The sequence below is a fragment of the Corallococcus sp. AB049A genome (genome assembly GCF_003668885.1).
In the GTDB taxonomy this organism is placed as follows: Bacteria; Myxococcota; Myxococcia; order Myxococcales; family Myxococcaceae; genus Corallococcus; species Corallococcus interemptor.
In genome coordinates this window covers 1-1680 of the sequence record NZ_RAWL01000774.1, presented here as the reverse complement: position 1 = coordinate 1680, position 1680 = coordinate 1, and the positions used below count along the sequence as shown (strand labels likewise).

General features: G+C 66.8%; 1 protein-coding gene and 1 pseudogene. Both read left to right on the top strand.

Going from position 1 to position 1680, the window contains the following annotated elements; translation table 11 throughout:
* Nucleotides 1–217 precede the first annotated feature (217 nt).
* Nucleotides 218–802: a DUF642 domain-containing protein gene (locus D7X55_RS39270; RefSeq protein WP_121725687.1), complete on the top strand. Its 585-nt coding sequence runs from the start codon at nucleotides 218–220 to the stop codon at nucleotides 800–802.
* Between the two features lie 284 nt (nucleotides 803–1086).
* Nucleotides 1087–1680: pseudogene (locus tag D7X55_RS39265) on the top strand (hypothetical protein); the annotation flags it as partial.

The following is a 1680-nucleotide window of genomic DNA, read 5'->3' as shown; positions in this document are numbered from 1 at the left end:
ATCTACCTGCGCAGCGTCCAGTCCTGCTCGCTGAGTCCCACAGCCGTGATCAGCCCTCCACCCACGGGCGGCTGCACAGCCCTTTAGCCCGCCTGCACAGCAACCGGCCTGGCAGTCCATGCAGTGAAGCCTGACACACTGAATGTGAACCCCATGTGATGTGTTTCACCGGAGCAATACACCCGGTCGAAACACATCTCAGGGGGAATCACCTCATATGAATGGCAAGAAAGTGCTGCGTTGCAGCGCGGTGGTGGGCTTTGGCTTCTTCGCGCTGACGGCCTGTGGCGGCCCGGATGCCGTGATCCAGGAGCCCGAGCTCGGCAACGTCGAGCAGGGCATCAACGTCGCCTCCAACGGCAGCTTCGAGAACAACGCAATCGGCAACTTCAATTACGTGGTCCTCAACGCCGGCAGCACCGCGCTTCCAGGCTGGACCATCACCTCCGGCATCAAGGTGATGAAGAACACGTACAAGACGCCGCAGAACGGGGTGCAGTCCATTGACCTCAATGGCCTGGGCGCGGGCTCGCTGTACCAGGACGTGCCCACCGTCGTGGGCGCCGGCTACACGGTGTCCTTCTACGTGTCCAACAGCCCCGCCTGCGCCACCGTGTCCCGGTCCGCCACCATCAACTACGGCCCGTCCAGCGCCAGCTTCTCCAACGCGTCCGCGTCCTGGAGCGCGCGCTCCTACGTGTTCAACGCCACCAGCACCACCTCCCGCATCCAGCTCACCAGCACCTCCGGCGGCGTCGGCTGCGGCCTCGCCATCGACAACCTCCAGGTGAACGGGCCCTGATCCACCCGGTCCTGCTGTAGCGCCTTGTAGCGTCCAGAGATCGGACGTCCGCTGGAGAACCCAGGGGGTAGACGGCCAGGGATCCACGACACAGATCGCGGAGCCGTGGATCATCCCCCTCCCCCATCCCACCTCCTGCGCTCGTGTGGCGCCCGGCTTCCGGCCGGGTCCATGCGATCAACGCCGGATCAGCGGACCGGGGGACGACCCACGACAGCGGGCAGGGACGGACGCCCGTAACGGGCACCAGGGCACACGGGACCGGACACGCAGGTGCGTCCGGGATGGGAGGCGTGGACGTGGCGGGTCTGGACTGGGTGCAGGTGGACGTGGGCTTCCCCATGAGCCTCGCGGTGATTGGCGCCGCTCGCGTGCTGGGCATGGACCGGCGCGCGTTCCTGGGCGCCATGGTGGAGCTTCAAATCTGGGCCGTGCAGGCCCTGCCCGAAGGGCGCTTTGTGTCCTTCGGACCGTCCGCGGACATGTCCGGCGGACAAGCGTGGGACGCGTCCGCGGACGAAGCCGTGTGGATTGAAGCGCTGGAGTCCGCCGTCCGCTGGACGGGCACCCCCGGCGCCTTCTGGTCCGCCCTCCTCCGCGCCCGGATCCTGATCCGTGAAGACGACGGCGTGCGCCTCACCCTGTGTGATCGCTACGTCGGAGTGCTCGACAAGCGGAAGAAGGAGGCCGAGCGCAAACGGCGGGAGCGGGCCGCCGCCAGGGGCCTCGACGTGTCCGCCGGACGTCCTCGGGACACGTCCGGGACGTCCTCCCCCAGAAACAGAAGGGAGAAGGAGAAGAAGAGATCTTCATCTGCTGCTGCCGGCCTGGGTGAACTGGAAATCGGCCAGGAGCTCGTCACCGCCCTCCCCGCCCAC